The following is a 17,896-nucleotide window of genomic DNA, read 5'->3' as shown; positions in this document are numbered from 1 at the left end:
CGGCTGAACTCGCACCGTGCTACCGTCACGGTGCTCAAACATGCAGCCGCTTAAAACCTTGGGCAGCACGCCTGTGTCGGCTCGCGCTGACGGGACTGGGGCTGCGTCGAATTTGTCGTTTTAACGAACCAACGACTGCGACGACACCCGGCACATCCTAATTTTTACTGCTGTCTTGGCCTCGTCTGGAGACTGGGTCACCAACGATGCTGTTTGTCTTTCAAAAATCAACCACCGTACCAACGCGCCCATGGGCCCCATCAAGCATGCCGACGGGTGGCCGGGGCGAGGTCTTAAGCGCCTGCAATGTCTGAGCGATTTGACGTTGGCAAATCGCGAGTTCAGGCGCGCCTCGCACCGGACGGGACCTGTCGGGCAGCCGCAGGCCATGCTTGTGGGGTGGCCTTGGAGGTGAAGGAGGGCTTGGCCAGGCAAGCCCTCTTTCCCGTCCGCCGCGCGGAAGCGGCAATGCAAAACATCATCCGCGTGAGCGGATACAAACCCCTTACCTGCACCTCTTGCCAGTGTTTCCACGCCCCTCTAACCTGGCCGCTGCCAACAACGCTGATTAGCCTTATCCCGTTGCGTTTACAAGCGCAATCAGGTTTGGCGACCTGTCTTGTAACTGGCATGAGAAGCCGCACTGCGCGGCTTCTTTAGCTTGTGTCCGTATGGTTTATGGCGGGCCAGGTGGGGAGACCTATGCGGTCTGCCGGTTCCAGTTCCGGTTCGCCAACCCTGCTTTGGCCTGCCACCCGCGTTTGGCGACGTTATTCACCTGCGCCAAAATCATCAAACCCATCCTCCACCACCGCCACCGTCACCCCCTCTCGCGCCATCTTTGGTACCAGCAGCCGCCCGCGCGGGCTGGCAATCAGCGCGCAGGGTTCGCACACCCCGTCCACGCCCACATTCTGCTGTACCCAGGTGGAAGGCTGGCCGGTCCAGCCGCGGGCGGCCACGTCGCTGCGGGCAATGACGCGCAAGGGCAGCGCGTGACGGGCGCAGAATTCCAGCAGGCCGCTTTCATCGGCCTTCAGGTCGATGGTGGCCACCTCGCGCACGTCACTGAGGCTGCGCCCGGCCAGCGCTTGCAACACGGCCTGTTCGATGGCCTCCGCACTTTTGCCACGGCGGCAGCCTATGCCCAGCGTCAGCGGCTTCAGCGCTTCTGTCGCTGTGGTAATGGCCGGGGTGGCACCGGTCAGGCGGGCGACGTGGTAGGCCAGCGCATTGGCACCGCCTTCGTGGCCGGACAGCAGCGGGATGGCAAAGCGCGCGGCTTCGTCCAGCACCACCACCGCCGGGTCGGTGAGTTTGCTTTGTGGCAGGCCATCCAGATAGCGCACGGCAATGCCGCTGGCCATCAGCAACACCCATTGGCGGTGCTGGTGGAAGACGGCGGCAAATTGCTGGCGCGCGTTGTCATCCGGCTGTTGCCAGGGCTGGTAGAGGGTGGCGTCCAGCGCGCGGGCCAGTTGCCGCGCCAGCGGCAGGGCAGATTCGCGCACGGTCCAGATGGCGGTGTGGCTCACGAGGCTTGCTGCTCCGGGTCCTGTTCCGATTGTGCTGCCAGTTCCGGCTTGCGCTTGCTGGGGCGCGGGGTTTTGCGGTCGGTGCCATCACGGAAAATATGCGTGAAACCAGCAGCGTACAGGCTGGATTCCACCCCGCCTTCGCGTGACAACGCCGCGCCCACCAGCAGCAGGGTGGTGAGCAGCCAGTCTTTCTGTTTGACCTCTTCCAGCAACTTGCCCAGCGTGCTGCGGTGGATGGACTGGTCCGGCCAGCTGGCGCGGCGCACCAGTGCCACCGGGGTGTCCGGCGGGTAGTGCAGCAGCAGGTCGGCCACGGTGTATTTCAGCCGCTGGCCGGACAGGAAGATGCACATGGTGGCCTGGTGTTCGGCAAAGCGGGCGATGGATTCCAGCTCCGGCACCGCGCTGGCGCGGCCGGAGACGCGGGTGAGGATGATGGATTGCGAGATGGCCGGGCGGGTCAGTTCGCTGCCCAGTGCTGCCGCAGCGGCGGTAAACGAGGACACGCCGGGGACGATTTCGTATTCAATACCCAGCGCTTCCAGCCGGCGCATTTGCTCGGCGGTGGCACCGTAGATGGCCGGGTCGCCGGAGTGCAGCCGCGCCACGTCGATATTGGCGGCCTGGGCGCGGCGGTAGCAGTCTTCCTGCTGGTCCAGCGACAGTTCGGCGGTATCGAGGATTTCGGCACCTTCACTGCAATGCTGCAGCATGTCGGTGGGCACCAGCGAACCGGCGTACAGCACCATGCCGCAGCTACCCAACAGGCGTGCGCCGCGCAGGGTGATCAGGTCGGCGGCACCGGGGCCGGCACCAATGAAATAGACTTTCATGAATGACGTTTCTCTCTCGCCTGACGGCGGATCAGCATGGTGGCAAGGTAACCGCTGGCCGAGGCGTCCAGCTGGCTGACATCCGGACACAGGATTTCATCGCTCAGGCCGATGCGGCGGGCAAAGGCACAATGCTGGGCAATACCCAGCCGCGACAGCAGGGCCAGTACATCCGGCAGACGCTGGCCGATTTTCATCAGCACCACGATGTCGTGGCTGGCGATGTCCGCTTCCAGTGCGGCCATGTCGTCCGGGCAGGGCAGGATCAGCATGCGTTCCTTGCCTTCGCCCAGCGGCCAGGACAGCGCCGAGGCGGTGGCGGCAAAGCTGGTGACACCGGGAAAAGTGGTGTGGGCAAGGCCGGGCAGCCGTTCGCGCAGCGCGGCCAGTAAGTAACCGTAGGTGGAGTAGGTCATGCTGTCGCCGATGGTGAGATAGGCCACCTTGTGGCCTTGCTCCAGCTCGGCGGCCACGCTGGCGGCCAGCGCGGCGTAGTGGTCGGCCAGCAGGCTGCGGTCCGGGTCCATGATGAATTCCACGTCACGGAATTTGCTGGCGTCGACAGGCAGGCCGGCCAGACATTGCTGTGCCACCGATTGCTCGCTGCCACGCGCACGCGGCAGGTAGATGATGTCGGCCTGCTGCAGTGCCTGCAGCGCAGCCACCGGTATCAGCCCGGCCTGGCCCGGGCCTACGCCCACGCCAATGAAATGTCCCAGTTCACTCATGTGTGTCTCCGGCGGCTGCGCCCAGCGGCGTGCCGTCCATGCTGAACAGCCGCACTGCCACGCGGCGGGCGCTGGGCAGTCGGCTGTGCATGCGGGTGGATACCCGCTGTTCTATCTCCATCCAGAAGGCTTGCGCCTGCGGATGGCCTTGCAATATCTGCACGATGTTTTCCACCGTATTGGCCTGGCGGATGGCCTGTACCAGCGCCGCGCTCAGGCCCAGTTCTTGCGCCAGTTGCGCCACATCGCCCATGGCCATGCCGCTTTTGCCGGAGTGGGTGTCCCATACCGTGGGGTCCAGCAGCTTGGCCAGCTTGCCGGGGTGGCCCAGCACCCACAGCGTGTCCAGCACGCGGCCTTGTTCCTGCAGGATGGCTTCGGCCTGCTCCAGCGAGCTGCCGACAAAGTTGGCAATCTGCACCACCTGTTTTTTCGGCAGGCCCAGCACGTCGGCGGCGTAGCCACGGCCTATCTTGCCGGGGGTGAAGGCGATGGCGGCAGGCAGATCGCCCAGCGCCACGCGGATATACACCTCGATGGAGGCCATCCACGCTGCCAGCGACATCGGCTCGACAATGCCGCTGGTGCCCAGGATGGAAATGCCGCCGACGATGCCCAGCATGGGGTTGAAGGTGCGCTTGGCAATGCGCCCGCCTTCCACACAGCCGATGGCCAGGTCAAAACCGGGGTCGGCACGGCCAGCCAGCACCTCGGCTACCGCCCACTGCATCATCTGGCGCGGTACCGGGTTGATGGCCGGTTCGCCCGGAGGAATGCGCAGGCCGGGCAGGGTGACGGTGCCCACGCCTTCGGCAGCGATAAAACGCAGCTGGCCGCTGCCATTGCACCTTACCTCGGCAAAGATGGTGGCGCCGTGGGTGTTGTCCGGGTCGTCGCCACCGTCTTTCAGTACTTCGGCGCGCGCGGTGAGTTCATCCAGCAGGTCCACTGCCTGTATCGGCACGGTGAGGTAGTAGTCCGGGTCGGGCAGGCTGATGTCCACTTCGCTGGCGCGCACCCCGTCCAGCAGGCAGGCCAGCGCGGCTTTTACCGCGGCGGTGGCACAGCTGCCGGTGGTGCGACCACGGCGCAGGCCGTTGGGGGCCGGCACCGTCAGGTCGTAGGGGACGCGCCGTTCGTGGGTCATGCCTCTTGCGCTGCCTGTTGCTGCTGGTAAACATGGCCGATGGCGTCAATCATCAGCGCATTGACGATGGTGGCCGCCCACGGCGAGCCGCCACGGGTGCCGCTATTGGTGATGCGCGGCACTTGCAGCAGGCCGCGCAGCGCGTCCTTGCATTCGCGGGTGCCGACAAAGCCCACCGGCAGGCCTACCACCAGTTGCGGCCGCCAGCCGTGTTCGCGCACCAGCCGTACCAGTTCCATGATGGCAGTGGGCGCGTCGCCAATGGCGACGATCACGTCATTGCCAAACTTTTCCCAGGCGCGGCGGATGCCGGCGGCAGAGCGGGTGAGGCCGTGGGCCTCGGCCAGCAGATAGGTTTCCGGGTCGTGTACGCCGCACCAGGTTTCCACTTCCAACTGTTGCAACACCGCGCGCTTGAGGCCGGTTTCCACCATGGTGACATCGGTGACGATGCGGCGGCAGCGCAGCAGGGCGCGCATGCCGATGGCCGCCGCGCCGGGGGAGAAAAACAGCTCGTCCACGCTGCTGAAGTCGCCGGTGGTATGCACCAGCCGGTGCAGCGCGGTGTGCTGTTCTGCCGGAAAGGCCGACCAGTCACGCCCCTCGCGGATGATGCGCATGCTTTCCGCCTCGATGGGGTGCGGCACATAGGGCGGCCAAGCGGGCGCGGCGGCCGGGGTGTTGTCCTTGGCCAGCAGGCCGCGCACCTTGCCGTGATGGCCTTGTTGCGGCGTGCCCACTTGCTGCTCGAAACCGATGATCTGCACCCGGTATTTGCACAGCGAGCAGTTCATGCTGGCACGGCCTTCCACGCCTTCCTGCGCCCGCTCCAGAAACACTTCGGCCACATGTTCGTGTACGCCCAGATAAGGCGCGGCCAGCACTTCGATATCCGGGCAGCGCGCGGCCAGATCGTCCACCGCGCCGTAAATGCGCTTGACCAGCACGCCATCGAACAGGAAGTAAGGCAGCACCACGATGCGCTCAAAGCCCAGCAGGCTGGCTGCTTTCAGGCCATCGGCCACCAGCGGGCGCGCAGTGCCGGAATAGCAGACAAAGGATGCGCCAAAGCCCATGCCTTCTTCCAGCATGCGGGTGAGTTTGGCGATTTCCGAGTTGGCGTCCGGGTCGGTAGTGCCACGGCCCACCACCACCAGGCAGCTATCGCCACGTGCCACGGTGCGCGTTGAGCGCGCTTCGGCCTCGATGATGCGCAGGCGGCACAGCTCCAGCAGGCGCGGGTGCAGGTTCATCGCCGCGCCAAAGTGGAAGGCGGTGTCCGGGTGTTCCTGTTGCAGCGCCAGCAGTTCGCTGGGCATGTCGTTCTTGGCATGGGTGGCGGCCAGCAGCACGCCGGGGGTCATCACCACCGTCTTGGCGCCATCGGCAATGGCCGCAGCCACCGCCTGGTCGATGGTGGGCGTGGCGAATTCCAGAAAGCCGTGGTAGATGCGGCGCTGCGGTGCACGCTGGCGCATGAGCTCAACCAGCGACATGAATTCGGCAATACCGGCCGGGTCGCGGCTGCCATGCCCGGCCAGCACGATGCTGTAGTCCTGCGTGCTCATTGCGCCTGCTCCGGCGTGGGCAGATGGCTGGGCTCGATCTGGCTGGCCATCGGCGTTTTGGTGCGGATCAGCATGATGCTCATGTCCGAGCAGCGGTGTTCGGCGCACTCGGCCAGCGTGCCGTGCCATTCGGCTTCGCCACGGGTGAGGTTTTCCCACACTTCCACCTGCTGGTCGGCCGGGATGCCGTTTTCCAGCAGGTAGGCGGCGATATGCCAGGGCATGAAGGAGCGCGCCTCGTCCCAGGGACAGGGAATCACGATGGCATTGCGCTGGTCTTGCAGCACATGCACCAGATGGCGCTTGAACGGGGTGAGGTCGCCACGGCGGTGGAAGGTGATGAAGGTGGTTTCGTCAAAACACACCTTGGCACGCGAAGCCAGCACCTGGGCCGAGGACAGGCCGGGCATGGTTTCCACCGGGTGGCCACAGGCGCGCTCCACCCGTTCCAGATACTGGAAGCCGCTGAAGTGGATGTCGCCCATGAATACCACCACGCAGTTCTTGCCGGCGTGGTGCAGCTTGGCCACTTCGTCCAACTGGGCCACCTGGTCGCGGTAGCCCATCTGGATGACCTGGGCGCTGTCCGGAATCAGCGGGCGCACCACGTCGATGACGGCGTTGAAGCCGGCGACGACGTCGGCATTGGCAATGAGATCGGCCGAGCGGCGTGGCAGGTAGCCGATATCGCCGGGACCGGCACCGATGCAGATAATCATGTCTGTTCCTTTATGCAGCGCGACGGCATCAGCCCAGTCGCGCCTGAATCGTGATGGTGAGTTGTTCGCTGGACAGCTGCTCGCATGGCAGGTATTCCGCCCGCATGGCCTGGGCCAGCTCGCGGGCGCGGCCCAGCTTCACATAAGCTTGTTCGGTATCCAGCACCAGCGCCGGAATGGCGGCGTCGGCCAGCTCGCCCGCCAGTTGCAGGCTTTGCTGCCACGGGTCGGCATGGTCTTCGCCCAGCGCCACATTGGCGCGGCCGTCGCTCAGCACTACCAATAGCGGCGACAGGCCCTGTGCGCCCTGGCGGCCCAGCGTGGTGGCGGCCAGTTGCAGCGCATGCGGCAGCGGGGTGCGGCCTCCGGTGGGCAGCGCGTGCAGCGCCTGTTCGGCTTGTTCCACCTGACGGGTGGGGGGCAGCACCAGCTCGGCCTGACGGCCACGGAAGGCGATGACGGCAATCTGGTCGCGGCGCTGGTAGGCGTCCTGCAACAGGCTGAGCACGGTGCCCTTTACCTGTTCCATGCGCTGCTGGGCGGCCATGGAGCCGGAGGCGTCCACCACCAGCACAATCAGGTTGCCCTGTTTTGCCGTACGCACCTTGTCGTGCAGGTCGGCGCGGGTGACAGCAAATTCCGCCGGATTGCGCTGGATGGCATGGCGCAGGGTGGCGTCCAGTGCCAGTGCCTGCGGTTGGGCATTGGGCACGGCGCGCACGCTGTGGCCCCGCCGTGCATTCAGCACCGTGCTGCGGCGGCCGCTGGCCTCGCTATCGCTGCGGTGGCTGGCCAGGCGGATGGTGCCGATGTCCTGCGGCGCGCGGGCGGCAAACACCTGTTCGCTGCCGCTGTCTGCTGGTGACTGCTGGTCCTGCTCGTCGTCTGCGGACGTGTCTTGCTGCTCGCCCGGCTGTTGTTCTGTAGCGGCGGTGTCATCGGCTGGGCTGGCGGGCGGCGGTGGATTTTGCGCTTGCTGCGTCAGCTCATCCAGCTTGTCCTGATCCAGCCCGCTTTGCTCGAAAGGCTTGCGGCGGCGGCGGTGCGGCAGCACCAGCATGGCGGCAGTGCGGATGTCTTCAGCGCTGACCTGTACCCGCGCATCCAGCGCGGCCAGTGCGCGGGCTGCCTTGTGCAGCACGATGTCGGCGCGCAGGCTGGCCACTTCAAACTCGCAGCACAGCTGGCTGATGAAGTCGAACAGGTGCTCACTTACCGTGACGCTGGCCAGCATGGCCTGGGCCTGGCGAATCTGCTCCTGCAGCGCGCTGCCCTCGGCCTGCCAGCGGGCGGCAAAAGCCTGCGGGTCGGCTTCGAAAGCCAGACGGCGGCGTACCACCTCGCTGCGGATGGCGGCATCGCGCGGGGCGCTTACGTCCACCATCAGGCCGAAACGGTCCAGCAGTTGCGGGCGCAGCTCGCCTTCTTCCTGGTTCATGGTGCCAAGCAAAGTGATGCGCGCCGGGTGGCTGATGGACAGGCCTTCGCGCTGCACGGTGTTGACGCCCATGGCGGCCACGTCCAGCAGCACGTCCACCAGATGGTCGGCCAGCAGGTTCACTTCGTCGATGTACAGCAGGCCGCGGTGGGCATTGGCCAGCAGGCCGGGCTTGAAAGCCTGGCGAGCCTGCTTGAGCGCCTGTTCAAAGTCCAGGCTGCCCAGGACGCGGTCTTCGCTGGCACCCAGCGGCAGATTGACGAAGGGAACGGCGGCATCTTCCGCCACCGCTTGTTCGCCCTGACAGCAGCTGCATTCGGGCAAGGGGGAGGCCGGGTCGCAGTTGAAGGCACAGCCCGGCACGCGGCGGATGGGCGGCAAAATGGCCGCCAGCCCGCGTGCGGCGGTGCTCTTGGCACTGCCCTTGTCACCACGGATCAGTACGCCGCCTATGCTCGGGTCCACCGCGCACAGTAGCAGCGCCTGCTTCAGTTGTTGCTGACCGACGATGGCGGCAAACGGATAAATCTGTTTCATGAGCGGCCTTGCGGATGTTCGCCACGCGCTTCGAGCATGGCTTCGCTATTCAGATGCAGTTGTTGCAGCGCGGCCAGGGTTTCCGGCCTGGGCTGCTGCCACAACTGGCGCTGGGCGGCTTCCAGCAGGCGTTCGCTGATGGCATTGAGCGCCCACGGGTTGCTGTCGGCAAAAAACTGCTGCATGGCCGGGTCCAGCGCGTAGCGGGCGGCCAGTTCCTCGTATACCCAGTCGTCCACCACATGGGCGGTGGCATCGTAGCCGAACAGGTAGTCCACGGTGGCGGTCAGTTCCAGCCCGCCCTTGTAGCCATGCTGCTGGATGCTGGCAATCCACTTGGGGTTGGCCACGCGCGAGCGGAACACGCGCAGCACTTCTTCCTTCAGCCCGCGCACTTGCGGCTGGTCCGGATTATGGCTGTCGCCAAAGAAGGCACGCGGCTGGCGGCCGGTCAGGCTGCGGATGGTGGCAATCATGCCGCCGTGGTATTGCAGGTAGTCGTCGCTGTCGAAGATGTCGTGTTCGCGATTGTCCTGATTGTGCAGCGCCACTTCCACGCCGGACAGGCGATGGCGCAGCGCGTCGCGCGCATCGGCCCCCTGTACGTGGCGGCCATAGGCATAGCCGCCCCAGTTGAGGTAAGCGGTGGCGAAGTCGGCGTCGGTCTGCCAGTTCTGCTCGTTGATCAGCGGCAGAATACCGGCGCCGTAGCTGCCGGGCTTGGCACCGAAGATGCGCAGCAGCGCCGGTTCGGCGGCGTGGTCGGGCAGGGCTTGCAGCAACTGCTGGCGCATGTCGTCCAGATAATGCTTGCGCAGGTAGTTGTCGGCCGGGTCTTCGTCCAGCATGGCCACCGTCTGCACCGCGTCGTCCACCAGCGCAATCAGCTGCGGGAAGGCATCGCGGAAAAAGCCGCTGATGCGCACCGTGACGTCAATGCGCGGACGGCCCAGCTCGGAAAGCGGAATCACCTCGATGCCGGCCACGCGGCGGCTTTCCGCCTGCCAGCGCGGACGCACGCCCAGCAGGGCGAGGATTTCGGCAATATCGTCGCCATGGGTGCGCATGGCGCTGGTGCCCCACACGCTGATGCTGACCGATTCCGGATACTGGCCGGTTTCCTTGCGATGGCGCGCCAGCATTTCATTGGCCAGCTGGCTGCCCACCTGCCAGGCGGCTTGCGAGGGCAGGCCGCGCGGGTCTACCGAATAGAAATTGCGTCCGGTGGGCAGAATGTGCGCCATGCCACGGGTGGGTGCGCCGCTGGGGCCTGCCGGCACATAGCCACCGGCCAGACCACGCAGCAGATTGTCGATTTCCTCGTGGGTGCGCGCCAGATTGGGTACTAGTTCGCACTGGATATAGGCCAGCACCTGTTGCAGGGCCTGGCTGTTGCCAGCCTGTGGCAGCACGGTGGCGATGACTACGGGAAGCGAAGCCGCCTCCGTACTCAGCATATGGGCCACCAACTGGCGGGCCAGTTGATTGATGTGGTCGATGGCATCGCTGCGGGTGTGCAGCAACTGCGGGCTGCTCATTTCCAGTGCCACCGGCACGTTTTCCAGGCGGCGGCCCTTGTCGTCCTGCAGCGCGTCCCAGTCCACCCCCAGTGCAGCGGCCACGCTGGCGGGCAGGCTGGGTACGGCCAGATTGGGCAGGCGGGTGAGGGCGCACAGCATGTCCACCAGCGCCTCGCCCTGCGGGGCCTGGCCGAGAATGTGCAGGCCGTCGCGGATTTGCGCTGCGCCCAGTTCGCACAGATAGCCGTCGATGTCTTCGATCAGGTGGGCTACGTCCACGCCCTCCATCTTGGCCAGCGTCAGCGGCACGCCGTCAGCGTTCAGCGTGGCATCCCATTCGTGGGCATGGTCGTGGCCGTGATCGTGCGCATGACCGTCATGGCCGTGCTCATGGTGATGATGGTCGTGATGGTGGTCATGCCCATGGTCATGATGGTGATGATCATGTGCGCCATGGCTGTGCGCTGCGCCCTTGGCCACCGGGCGGAACTGCATGCCGGCTGCCTTGGCGGGCGTCGCTTTCCCGGCTTTGGCTGGCTGGCTCAGGCGATAGCCCGCTGGCGCTGCCTTGGGCGGATGCGGGTGAGCATGATCATGGCCATGGTGATGGTGGTCATGGTGATCATGCGCGTGATGGTCATGGCTGTGCTCATGTGCATCATGGTGATGATGGTCATGCCCCAGCATGGCGGCCAGATCACTATCCAGCTTGGCTTCCTTGATCAGGTCCCAGATTTGCTGCTGCAACAGCGGCAGCTTGTTCGGGTCCAGCATTTCCACCTGGTAGTACTCGTCCACCAACTGGGTGAGCTGGGCCAGCGGGCCGTAGGTGTCGGCGGTGGTCATCGGCGGGGTCAGGTGGTCGATGATGACCGAATGGGCGCGACGCTTGGCCTGCGAGCCTTCACCCGGATCGTTCAGGATGAAGGGGTAGAACATGGGCATGTCGCCCAGCAAGGCGTCGGGGAAGCAGTGTTCCGACACGCCCACGCCCTTGCCCGGCAGCCATTCCAGCGTGCCGTGCTTGCCCACGTGGACGATGGCATCGGCCTGCCACTCGTCACGCAGCCAGCAGTACAGCGCGTAGTAGTGATGGGTGGGCGGCAGGTCCGGCGTGTGGTAGATGGCGTCCGGGTCCATGCCATAGCCACGCGGCGGTTGCAGCGCGACAAAGGCATTGCCCAGTTCCATGCCGGCAAATACCAATTGGTCGCCATCCACATAAGCCTTGCCCGGCGCTTGGCCCCAGCGCTCCAGCATGCGCTGTTGCAGCGGGGCCGGCAGCTCGGCAAACCATGTCTGGTAACGCGCCAGCGGCACGCGGGCCACGGCATTGCGCAGTTGCTCGGCGCTCAGGTAGTCGGTGTCGTAACAGCCGCGGTCGATCAGGCTGTGCATCAGCGCGTCGCTGCTCTCCGGCAGCGGGCCTATCCGGTAGCCATTGGCCTGCATCGCCTGTAGCAGCGCATACAGCGAGGCGGCGGAATCCAGCCCCACCGCATTGCCCACTTGCGAGGCCTTGCTGTTGGAGTTGGTAAAAATAAAGGCTACCCGCTTGTCCGCCGCCGGGGTGTGCTTCAGCCGCGCCAGCCGGGCGGCAATGCCGGCCAGGCGGCGCATGCGGTCCGGCAGGGGCTGGTAGTCGCTGCTGGCCGGGTCTTCCGGCTTGAACGATACCGGCACGCCGATGATGCGGCCGTCGAATTCCGGCAGCGCCACATTCATGGCGGTGTCCAGCGGGTTCAGCCCGCGTTCGGATGCTTCCCACTGCGCCTGGGTCATGCTGCTGGTGATGGCTTGCAGCACCGGGATGTCCAGCTGCTCGAAGGCTTCCACTGCCCAGCTGGCCTGGGTGGCCCCTTCGGCATTCACTTCGCCCATGGCAAAGGAGGTGGTGTTGATCAGCACGCAGGGCTGGCCGGCCCGTGGGTCGCGCAGCCATTGCAGCGCGGCGGGCAGGCCGTTGTCGTCCTGGCTGCGCAGCGAGGAGGTAAACAGCGGCAGCGCGTTGATCTGCCGCTCGGCCAGCATGTCCACCAGCAGGTCGATGAAGCGGGTGTTGCCGCTCAGCCAGTGGGCGCGGTAGAAGCTGATGGCCACCGTGGGCCAGCCGGGCTGGCGAATTTCACACCAGTCGTCCAGGCTGCAGCCGTCGGACAGTTCCGGGTGATACAGGCCGTGTTCCGGCAGTGCGGCTGGCGGCAGGTAGCCGTGGCCGGTCAGCAGCAGGCGGTCGGACAGGTAACGCATCAGCTGCGTCATATTGCCGCTGCCACCGGCTTGCAGATAGGCATTGGCATCCTGCTGGATGGCCGGGGGGACGGTGCTGAGCGCGGCCAGTTCCGGGTCCGGCTCGCCGGTGCCGCTCAGCACGATCAGTGCCTGATGCCGTGCCAGCGCCTGCTGGCGCAAGGCATCGAAACCGGCAATGGCCTGCACCCGGCCCAGTACGCGCAGCAGCAGGATGCGGGCGCTGGCCAGCGGGCCGTCCAGCAACTGCTGCATCTGGTGTTCATCGGTAATCTGTTGCAGGGCAATGCCGGATACCGGGCTGAAATCCTGCGGCCAGTGGGCGCGGCCCAGTGCGGTGAGGTCGGTGCCGGCATGGCTGAGCAGCACGATGCCGCCTTGATGGTGCTGGGTCATGGGGTGCTTTCATTGCAGACGTCGCCCGAGCCCAGGCGGTGGAAAATCAGCGGTTCTACCGGCGCACCGCCTTGCAGATGCTCGCTGACAATGCGCTGTACTGCACTGGCATCCACCTTGCGATACCACACGCCCTCCGGGTAAACCACCATGATGGGGCCTTCCTTGCACACGGCAAAACAATGGCTGCGGGTGCGTTTCACCTTCAGGCCGTCGCAGGCGTCAATCGCCTGACCCAGTTGCTTGAACATGGCCTCGGCCTGCTGGCCGTTTTCGGTACAGCGCGGGCCGGTACACATCAGCACGTGTTTGTAATGCAGTCGCATGCGGTTCTCGCGGCAATCACCCAGCCTGTTGGCCGGGCAGGGTGTCAAAACGTTTCCACTTGTAGATGGCGGCGGACAGCGCCCAGGTGAGGGCAAACAAGGCCACCACGAAATAACCGAAGTGGGCCAGGTTGTCGTTGAGCATGGCCACCACATCCCAGGCACCGCCGCTCAGTTGCAGCTTGTCGGCAATCAGGCCCAGGGTTTCCAGCCCGCCTATGCATACCGCCACCAGCACCGACACCAGGGTGATGGTGAGGTTGTACCACAGCTTGCGGATGGGGTTGATGAAGGCCCAGCCGTACACCTCCACCATCAGCATGCTGTCCAGCGTGTCCACCAGCGCCATGCCGGCGGCAAACAGCACCGGGTACACCATGATGTTCCATAGCGGAATGCCGTCGCTGCTTTGCGAGGAGGCAATGGCAAACAGGCCGATTTCGGTGGCGGTATCAAACCCCAGGCCAAACAGCAGGCCGATGGGCAGCATATGCCAGCTTTTGCTCACCATGCGGAACAAGGGCCGCAGCAGGCGCGACAGCAGGCCGCGGTTACCCAGTAGGATGTTGAGTTGCTCGTCACACACGGCTTCGCCGGCGCGGGCGCGGCGGAAGCTGTGCCAGATGCCGTGCAGCGCGGACAGGTTCATTGCCGCCAGCGCCAGCAGGAAAAAGGCGGAAATGCCGGTGCTGATGGCCCCGCCGATTTCACGGAAGCCGTTGATGCTGTCTTGCAAGGCGCGGGTGGCAAACACCACGGCGGCCACCGCGGCAATCACCAGCAGGGAATGGCCGATGGAAAAGAAAAAGCCCACGCACAGCGGGCGCTGGTTTTCCTGCATCAGCTTGCGCACGGTGTTGTCGATGGCGGCGATGTGGTCGGCATCCACCGCGTGGCGCAAGCCCAGCAGGTAGGCCAGCAGGGCGGTGCCCAGTCGGGCCGGGTGGTCGGCAAAGGCGCTGAGCGCCCAGCCCCAGGCCAGCAGATTGGCAGCCAGCAGCGGCAACAGTACCCATAAGTGACGGGAACGCTGTGCGCCGGCTAAAGATGATGAATGCGGTTTTGCTTGCATGCTGCCCTCGGAGACGATACGTCGCCGCAAGCGAGGGCACTGTCCGCCAAGCAGGGCGGCATTGTGCATTCCCCCGGTACACCCCGCCCGGATTCAGCCTGCGTCGACACGTATGACGGCCGGTCTCCTGGCTCGCGCTTCTTTACCCGACATCGCCTTCCCGGTTGGGCCGGTGGCATGATGATGCAGACTCGTCGCTTACAGTTGCGGGGGCAGCTGCGGTGTCTCACCGCATTCCCGTTTCACCCCTGGCGGGGCACCGTCATTTGAAGCGCGCATGATACGTGACAACGCAGCAAATGGGAATTCTTCCCGCTGATTTTCAAGGCTTTTCCCATTGCGACAGCGCGGCTTCCAGCCGTTGCCAGCCCGCTTCGTCGGGTGGCAGGCCAAGGCGCAGGCTGGGGCCGTCGGCAAAGCGGCGCACCAGGATGCCGCGCCGGGCCAGAAAGTCGAACAAGGCCGGGCAGTACGCCCCGTGCAGCCACTGGAACAGATTGCTGCCGCCTGCCGGAGTCAGGCCGTGGTCTTGCAGTAGCTGCTGCAAACGCTGGCGGTCGCGGGCCAGTTGCCCGCGCATCGCTTGCTGCCAGGCGTGGTCCTGCAAGGCCAGTTTCACCACTTCACGCGCCGGGCCGTTGATGCTCCACGGCCCGATGGCCTCGGCCAGTTGTTGCAGCAGGGCCGGCCAGGCAAATACAAAGCCCACCCGCGCGCCAGCCAGGCCAAAGAACTTGCCCACCGAGCGCAGCACGATCAGTCCCGGCAGGCCCACTTCATCCAGCAGGCTGTGTTCCGGCGTGGCGTCCATGAAGGCTTCATCCAGTATCAGCCAGCCGCCGCGGCTGGCCAGCCGCGCGCGCCAGTCGGCCAACTGCGCTCGGGCAAAGGTGGTGCCGGTGGGATTGTTGGGGTGGCACAGTAGCAGCACGTCCAGGGTGTCGACGGCGGCGTCGATATCTTCCGGCGCATGGCGGCTGAGCGTGTGGCCGTGTTGCTCCCAGTGCCAGGGGTGCTCGGCATAGCACAAGGGCAGCATGCCCACCCGGCCGGGCGGGCGCAGCGTGGGCAGCAACTGGATGGCGGGCTGGGAGCCGGCCACCGGCAGCAGCAGCGGGCTGCCGTAGTAATCCGCCGCGGCTTGTTCCAGGCCGTCGTCCTGTTCGGGCAGGCGCTGCCAGCTACGCGGGCTGATGGGCGGCACCGGCCAGCCTTGCGGGTTCAGCCCGGTGGACAGGTCCAGCCAGTTTTCCACCGCAATGCCGTATTGCGCTGCGGCACGCAGGATGCCACCACCGTGTTCAAGCATGAGTAAAGCTCCAGTTCAGCAAACCAGCCAGCAAGGCCAGTGCCACCCACAGCCACAGGCTGCGCTGTACCAGTGCGATGGCGCGGGCGATGTCCTCGGCCACCGGCGGGCGTTGCAGGCCCAGGGTGGGGCGTTGTTTCAGTTTGCCGTGATAGCTGGCCGCGCCGCCCAGCAGCACACCCAGCGCACCGGCACCGGCCGCCATCACCGGCCCGGCATTGGGGCTGTACCAGGTGGGTGCCTGGGCGCGCCAGCATTGCCAGCCCTGACGGGTGTGGCCCAGCAGGATGTAAGTCAGCGCGGTGAGGCGGGCGGGAATCAGGTTGAGCACATCGTCAAAGCGGGCGGCAGCCCAGCCAAAGTGCAAAAAGCGTTGATTGCGGTAGCCCCACATCGCGTCCAGGGTATTGGCGGCGCGGTATAGCACCACGCCGGGCGCGCCCAGCAGCAGAAACCAGAACACGGCGGCAAAAATGGCATCGCTGCCGTTTTCCAGCACCGATTCGATGGTGGCGCGCGCCACCGCGGTTTCGTCCAGTTCGCTGGTGTTGCGGCTGACGATCATCGCTACCTTGTAGCGGGCCAGTGGCAGGTCGCCAGCGCGCAGCGCATCCAGCACCGCCTGCGCATGCTCACGCAGGCTTTGCGCGCCAATGGCCAGATACAGCAGCAGCACCGAGGCCAACTGGCCCAGCCAGGGCAAGCCTGCCAGCCACCAGGCCAGCAGCGTTGGCGGCAACAGCAACAGGGCGATGCCCAGCACGCCGCGCAAGCGCATGCGCCATACCGGCTCGGCCTGGGGTGTGGCCGGGTAAAGTGCATGCTCCACCTGGCGCACCAGATAGCCATAGCCCACCAGCGGATGCCAGCGCCGCGGCTCGCCCAACAGGCGGTCCAGCAGCACGGCCAATAACAGAAAAACAGCAGAAATCACGTCACTCGCCTATATAATCGCCGGCTTCAGGGCAGCGGCCGATCCGGCTGCCCAAGCGTTGAAGAGCGACATTCTAGGGGGCTTCCCGAAAAAATGCGCGCCGGAGAATAGCATGACTGCCAAAACCATCATGATTCAGGGCACCACTTCGGATGCCGGCAAGAGCACTTTCGCCACCGGCTTTTGCCGTTTGCTGGCGCGGCGCGGGCTGCGTGTGGCCCCGTTCAAGCCGCAGAACATGGCGCTCAACAGCGCGGTAACGGTGGATGGCGGCGAGATTGGCCGCTCGCAAGCAGTGCAGGCGCTGGCCTGCGGCGTGGAGCCGCATACCGACATGAACCCGGTGCTGCTCAAGCCCAATAGCAATACCGGTTCCCAGCTCATCATCCAGGGGCGGGCGGTAGGCAATATCGACGCGGTGTCCTACCACGCCTACAAGCCGGTGGCGATGCAGTCGGTGTTGCAATCGCACGCCCGGCTGGCAGCGCAATACCAGTGCATCGTGGTGGAAGGGGCGGGCAGCCCGGCGGAAATCAATCTGCGCGAGGGGGACATCGCCAATATGGGCTTTGCCGAGGCGGTGGATTGCCCGGTGGTGCTGGTGGCCGATATCGAGCGTGGCGGGGTGTTTGCCCACCTGGTGGGTACGCTGGAATTGCTGTCCGACAGCGAACGCGCGCGGGTGGTGGGGCTGGTGATCAACCGCTTCCGTGGCGACCCGGCGCTGCTGCAGTCCGGCGTGGAGTGGGTGGAGCAGCGCACCGGCAAGCCGGTGCTGGGCGTGCTGCCCTATCTCAACGGCCTGCATATCGAGGCGGAAGACAGTCTGGCGCTCAATCGCCCGCAAGGCGAACATGCGCCGCAGCAAACGCTGCGCGTGGTGGTGCCGGTATTGCCGCGCATCAGTAATCACACCGATTTCGACCCGCTGCGCCTGCATCCGCAAGTGGAGCTGTTGCTGGTCAAGCCCGGCCAGCCCTTGCCCGCGGCGGACCTGATCATCCTGCCTGGCAGCAAGAGCGTGCGGGCCGATCTGGCCAGCTTGCGCGCCGCTGGCTGGGAGGCGGCCATTGCCCGCCATCTGCGCTATGGCGGCAAGCTGATTGGCATTTGTGGCGGTTTGCAAATGCTGGGCCAGCAGTTGCACGACCCGCTGGGGCTGGAAGGCGAGGCGGGCAGCAGTGCGGGCCTGGGCTGGCTGGAGATGGAAACCACGCTGGCCACGCACAAGCAGCTGACGCGGGTGAACGGCCACTTGACGCTGGGTGCGGCAGCAGTGAGCGGTTATGAAATCCACATGGGGGTGAGCACTGGCGCGGCACTGGCGCAGCCCGCGGTGCGGCTGGAGGATGGCCGCTGCGACGGGGCCATCAGCGCCGATGGCCAGATTCTGGCCACCTATCTGCACGGGGTGTTCGATCAGCCGGAAAGTCTGGCTGCGCTGTTGCAATGGGCCGGACTGGCTGCGCCGCAGCCGCTGGATTACCCGGCCATCCGCGAAGCGCATATCGAACGGCTGGCCGACATGCTGCAGCAGCATCTGGACCTGACACCGCTGGCGCGCTGGCTGCCTTGAAGGGT

At 65.6% G+C, this 17,896-nt stretch carries 13 protein-coding genes and 1 riboswitch; of the genes, 1 reads left to right on the top strand and 12 read right to left on the bottom strand.

Annotated features, from left to right (window positions below; all coding sequences use genetic code 11):
• Positions 1 to 770: 770 nt before the first annotated feature.
• The 12 genes from DLM_RS11240 to cbiB all read right to left on the bottom strand — a co-directional run bounded on the left by DLM_RS11240 (position 771) and on the right by cbiB (position 16,315).
• On the bottom strand, positions 771 to 1,535 hold the full coding sequence (locus tag DLM_RS11240) for a cobalt-precorrin 5A hydrolase (protein ID WP_089086282.1): 765 nt from the start codon (positions 1,533 to 1,535) through the stop codon (positions 771 to 773).
• Positions 1,532 to 2,371, bottom strand: a complete 840-nt coding sequence (gene cobM, locus DLM_RS11235; RefSeq protein ID WP_045848315.1) for a precorrin-4 C(11)-methyltransferase — start codon at positions 2,369 to 2,371, stop codon at positions 1,532 to 1,534. Before cobM ends, DLM_RS11240 begins: the two co-directional genes overlap by 4 nt.
• Positions 2,368 to 3,099 (bottom strand): precorrin-2 C(20)-methyltransferase, encoded by a 732-nt coding sequence (gene cobI, locus DLM_RS11230; protein WP_089086283.1) that lies wholly within the window; start codon positions 3,097 to 3,099, stop codon positions 2,368 to 2,370. Before cobI ends, cobM begins: the two co-directional genes overlap by 4 nt.
• Positions 3,092 to 4,246 carry a cobalt-precorrin-5B (C(1))-methyltransferase CbiD gene (gene cbiD / locus DLM_RS11225; RefSeq protein ID WP_089086284.1) on the bottom strand — a complete coding sequence of 385 codons (1,155 nt, stop codon included), beginning with the start codon at positions 4,244 to 4,246 and terminating at the stop codon, positions 3,092 to 3,094. The genes cobI and cbiD overlap by 8 nt, the downstream gene beginning before the upstream one ends.
• Positions 4,243 to 5,814: a precorrin-8X methylmutase gene (locus tag DLM_RS11220; RefSeq protein ID WP_089086285.1), complete on the bottom strand. Its 1,572-nt coding sequence runs from the start codon at positions 5,812 to 5,814 to the stop codon at positions 4,243 to 4,245. The genes cbiD and DLM_RS11220 overlap by 4 nt, the downstream gene beginning before the upstream one ends.
• A complete protein-coding gene (locus DLM_RS11215; RefSeq protein ID WP_045848311.1) occupies positions 5,811 to 6,533 on the bottom strand; it encodes a cobalt-precorrin-7 (C(5))-methyltransferase in 723 nt (240 codons plus the stop codon). Before DLM_RS11215 ends, DLM_RS11220 begins: the two co-directional genes overlap by 4 nt.
• Before the next feature lie 28 nt (positions 6,534 to 6,561).
• Positions 6,562 to 8,508 carry a putative cobaltochelatase gene (locus DLM_RS11210; protein WP_089086286.1) on the bottom strand — a complete coding sequence of 649 codons (1,947 nt, stop codon included), beginning with the start codon at positions 8,506 to 8,508 and terminating at the stop codon, positions 6,562 to 6,564.
• Complete coding sequence (locus DLM_RS11205) at positions 8,505 to 12,674, bottom strand: cobaltochelatase subunit CobN (protein ID WP_089086287.1); 4,170 nt, start codon at positions 12,672 to 12,674, stop codon at positions 8,505 to 8,507. Before DLM_RS11205 ends, DLM_RS11210 begins: the two co-directional genes overlap by 4 nt.
• The gene (locus DLM_RS11200) at positions 12,671 to 13,000 is read right to left on the bottom strand and encodes a (2Fe-2S) ferredoxin domain-containing protein (protein ID WP_089086288.1); all 330 of its coding nucleotides are present in this window, start codon (positions 12,998 to 13,000) and stop codon (positions 12,671 to 12,673) included. The genes DLM_RS11205 and DLM_RS11200 overlap by 4 nt, the downstream gene beginning before the upstream one ends.
• A 16-nt stretch (positions 13,001 to 13,016) precedes the next feature.
• A complete protein-coding gene (locus DLM_RS11195) occupies positions 13,017 to 14,072 on the bottom strand; it encodes a HoxN/HupN/NixA family nickel/cobalt transporter (RefSeq protein ID WP_089086289.1) in 1,056 nt (351 codons plus the stop codon).
• Between the two features lie 99 nt (positions 14,073 to 14,171).
• A riboswitch (cobalamin riboswitch) is annotated at positions 14,172 to 14,351 on the bottom strand.
• A gap of 43 nt (positions 14,352 to 14,394) precedes the next feature.
• Positions 14,395 to 15,381, bottom strand: coding sequence for a threonine-phosphate decarboxylase CobD (gene cobD / locus DLM_RS11190; RefSeq protein WP_089086290.1), 987 nt, complete (start codon positions 15,379 to 15,381; stop codon positions 14,395 to 14,397).
• Positions 15,374 to 16,315 (bottom strand): adenosylcobinamide-phosphate synthase CbiB, encoded by a 942-nt coding sequence (cbiB, locus tag DLM_RS11185; protein ID WP_089086291.1) that lies wholly within the window; start codon positions 16,313 to 16,315, stop codon positions 15,374 to 15,376. The genes cobD and cbiB overlap by 8 nt, the downstream gene beginning before the upstream one ends.
• Before the next feature lie 112 nt (positions 16,316 to 16,427).
• On the opposite strand from cbiB, the gene DLM_RS11180 reads away from it, so the two are divergent.
• The gene (locus DLM_RS11180) at positions 16,428 to 17,891 is read left to right on the top strand and encodes a cobyric acid synthase (RefSeq protein ID WP_089086292.1); all 1,464 of its coding nucleotides are present in this window, start codon (positions 16,428 to 16,430) and stop codon (positions 17,889 to 17,891) included.
• Positions 17,892 to 17,896: the final 5 nt, after the last annotated feature.

This window comes from Aquitalea magnusonii (genome assembly GCF_002217795.2).
In the GTDB taxonomy this organism is placed as follows: domain Bacteria; phylum Pseudomonadota; class Gammaproteobacteria; order Burkholderiales; family Chromobacteriaceae; genus Aquitalea; species Aquitalea magnusonii_B.
The sequence above is the reverse complement of the archived record's forward strand: the minus strand, read 5'-3'. Positions and strand labels throughout refer to the sequence as shown.